Source organism: Streptomyces sp. NPDC002889 (genome assembly GCF_042888425.1).
GTDB lineage: Bacteria > Actinomycetota > Actinomycetes > Streptomycetales > Streptomycetaceae > Streptomyces.
The window spans coordinates 1-3,008 of sequence record NZ_JBIAPT010000071.1; the positions used below are offsets into that span (position 1 = coordinate 1).

A 3,008-nucleotide genomic window follows, 5' to 3' on the forward strand; every position below is an offset into this window, starting at 1 on the left:
GGACACAAGACGCCGCATGCCTCCCTCACCCCGAGCAAAACCATGCCTGACCAGCAGAAATCAAGGCATCACGTTCGGTTGAGATACGGCTTCTACGTGGCGGGCTGGCGGGACGCGACTGATGCCGGCGGGGAGCTGGCAGATGCGCTGGCGGCGGTTGGGTTCGACACCACGGGCTCGAATGGCAGGCCAAGGCGAATGCGGACGGGTCCGGGGCGGTGCGCTTGGTGGTCTCGGCGGCAGCGGCTCATGACGCGCCGGCACTGGTGCGAGCGGTTGCTCGGCTGGGCAAGGTCAGCTGAGCCACTGCGCTGCATGTGCTCTGTCGACGCGTGATGGGACCAACGAGGCGCGCACGCCAGTGCGGTGTGCAGCACCTCCCGGGGCAGCGGATCCGGGGCCAGCCCTGAGCGTCACCTACCGTCTCGTCAGGCCACCACAGTGAGTCGCACTCAGTGCACAGCATGAAGCGCCTCCCGTCGGCCTTGAAACGGTATGGATGGACCCAGTCCTACTCACAGCGCGGACAGGCGGGATCACCTGTCCCCTTCCAGTTCGGGTCCATTACGCTCGCGGAGTCCCCACAGCTCTCTGTTGTTGTTCCGCTCGTAGAAGCGAACTGCTCCGGCTCGCACCAGTAATTGTCGGAGTTCGTCGCCGTCGAATCCGCCCACTCGGCGCTCGATCACTTCGAATGACCGCTTAGGTTGCGCACTGAGCAGCAGTTCACGAATGGCTTCCTCGGCCATGAACTCGGTGCGAAGCTCGGTCCGTAAACGATCTTCCTGGAGCTCAAGGGCTGCCGTGTTCTGTCTGGCCTGCGATGACACGTCCGCTTGGATCTTGAGTCTCGCCGCCAGGTAGGAGAGGAGACCAGTGAGCAGTGCTGCTGCCGCTGCAACGAGGGCGGCGAATATCTTGTCGTCCATCCGTCAGACCTTTCGCGGTGGGCGTACTTGACTGTTCCTCAGCTCATCAGGCTGTGGCGTCGGGTGTCATCGGAAGCGTCCGGACAGTCGCTGGCCTGGGCCTCAAACAGTCCGCCGATGTAGCTGGGCAGCCTGCTTCTGGCGTAGTCGTCACGCAGCAGCGTGTCAGGATCCTGAACCGCTCCGGGTCTGGTGGAGGCTCGATTCCCTGAGAGGATCGAGTCATGGCTCGTCCATCCCCCTACCCTGCCGAGCTTCGTGAGCGTGCAGTGCGCATGGTCGCGGAGATCCGCCCCAACTACCCGACCGAGACGACCCGGTCGCCCTTGACCTTGACGAGGGCGACGGCCTTGCCGTCCGGGTCGTTCACGGCGGGCCCGCCCTCGACCGTGTCGGCCCCGACCGGCGGCTGGAGTCAACGCATAGAGCCTCCACCAATTCCGGAGCGGTTGGGCTTGCGGGTGATCGGCGAGCCGGCCATGGCGCCTGAGTGGCATGGCGATTGACATGGCGAAGCTGTGGCCTGAGCGGAAATCCGAACCTGCTACCCCCGCTTTGGGAGCGAGGTGCAGCGAGTTGGGGGCTGACGTGGGCAACGCGGACTTCGGCGCCTGCGGTCTCTCAGCCCCGTTGGCGGCCGCTGTTCCCCGTGAGTCCCGACCCATCTGGCACACCTGTGGCACGGCTGACCTTCTCGATGCGAACTACCGGCGGCGCGGTCGCTGAGGTCTGCTCGGCTGGTCATTGGTGGTACCGCGGTCGGTTTCGGGCGCGGTGGTTGCTGTACTCCGCTGCCGCTGCCGTACTGCAACGTCTGGAAGCCTCGTGCGTTTCATACGTATCTGCTGATCGGACTCTCACATGGGGTCGACGGACAGATCCCGGTCCAGGCAAAAAGTGAGACTGGATCAGTTTCGCGCGGGGTAACGCAGCTACGTCGGCGGCGATTCAACACACTCCCACCAACTCCGAGGTTCACGAAGCAGACTGACAGCATGACTATCTTATGGAGTGCGCTGGTAGCCCCTGCTGCGGCCGTGTTAACCACACTGATTGGTGTCTTCGCCGGCAGTATGGTCAGCAGGCGAGCCCAAGACCGGCATTGGGCCCGAGATCAGCAGACAGCAGCCTGCGCGCATGTACTGCGCGAATCGGCCGCCGTGATGGTTGACCTCGGCGAGATGGACGCCGCACGCCCGCATGGTCTCCCACAAGGCGTCCTCATTCCCACGAGTGTCGACTGGCGCCCGTGGAATGAGGCCATCAGTATGGTGAATCTTGTAGCTGATCAAGACGTCGTTGAGGCCGCTCATGCCCTCGATGAGCAGATCTGGCGCATGCACATTGCCATCCGCCGCGGTCCGACAACTGCCGAGGGCTGGGTGGTTATGCGATCTCGTGTTGAATCGGCACAACGTGACTTCGTCACTGTCGCGCGGCGCCGACTCTCAGTGGCGGGAGATCGGCTCCGGCGCCTCTCGGGTCGTCCGGACCCCGCAGACCCAGTGTGGAGCGCGTATGACGCTTAACGTGAGCGTGTGGGCCGTTAGCATGCGTAGAGGGCTGCTTTGTAAGCCTCGTGGTTAGGGTCGTCGAGGGTGTGCAAGTCAAGGCGGGTTTGAGATGTCCCCACCCCAGGGAGTCATGTCGACTGCGATGAACCGTCGTTGATCGTGGCTGACCGCCCGATGTGGCACGGTTGTGGCACGCCAACGCTCCTCCGCACCCCCGGCGAGGAATGCACCCTGTCCGGTCGGGGCTGGGACTGCACCCGAGACTGTTGTGGTCGCCCTTCTGACGAGCCTGCCCGGAATCGACCTTGATATTTGGCTGCGCCGGGCAGGGTGCACCTTCGATTAGCGCGGTGCTGACGTGCTGGCCTACAAGTACGGTGCTGCCTGTGCTGGCGCCCGAGTCTGCGCCGCTTGACCACGTGCACCGACGAAACTCTGCTGCCCAGCGGGCCTGGGTTGCATACGTTGGTTAGAAGCCGTATCTCAACCGAACGTGATGCCTTGATTTCTGCTGGTCAGGCATGGTTTTGCTCGGGGTGAGGGAGGCATGCGGCGTCTTGTGTCC

Annotated in this window: 1 protein-coding gene; it reads right to left on the minus strand. The window is 63.7% G+C overall.

The genetic code is table 11. The features are described from left to right. Nucleotides 1–536: 536 nt before the first annotated feature. Nucleotides 537–929: a hypothetical protein gene (locus ACFYWI_RS38370; protein ID WP_389240805.1), complete on the minus strand. Its 393-nt coding sequence runs from the start codon at nt 927–929 to the stop codon at nt 537–539. Between the last annotated feature and the right edge of the window lie 2,079 nt (nt 930–3,008).

Excerpts from the sequence above, each read along its gene's own strand:
- ACFYWI_RS38370 (WP_389240805.1), bottom strand. The coding sequence starts at position 929 with ATGGACGACAAGATATTCGCCGCCCTCGTTGCAGCGGCAGCAGCACTG.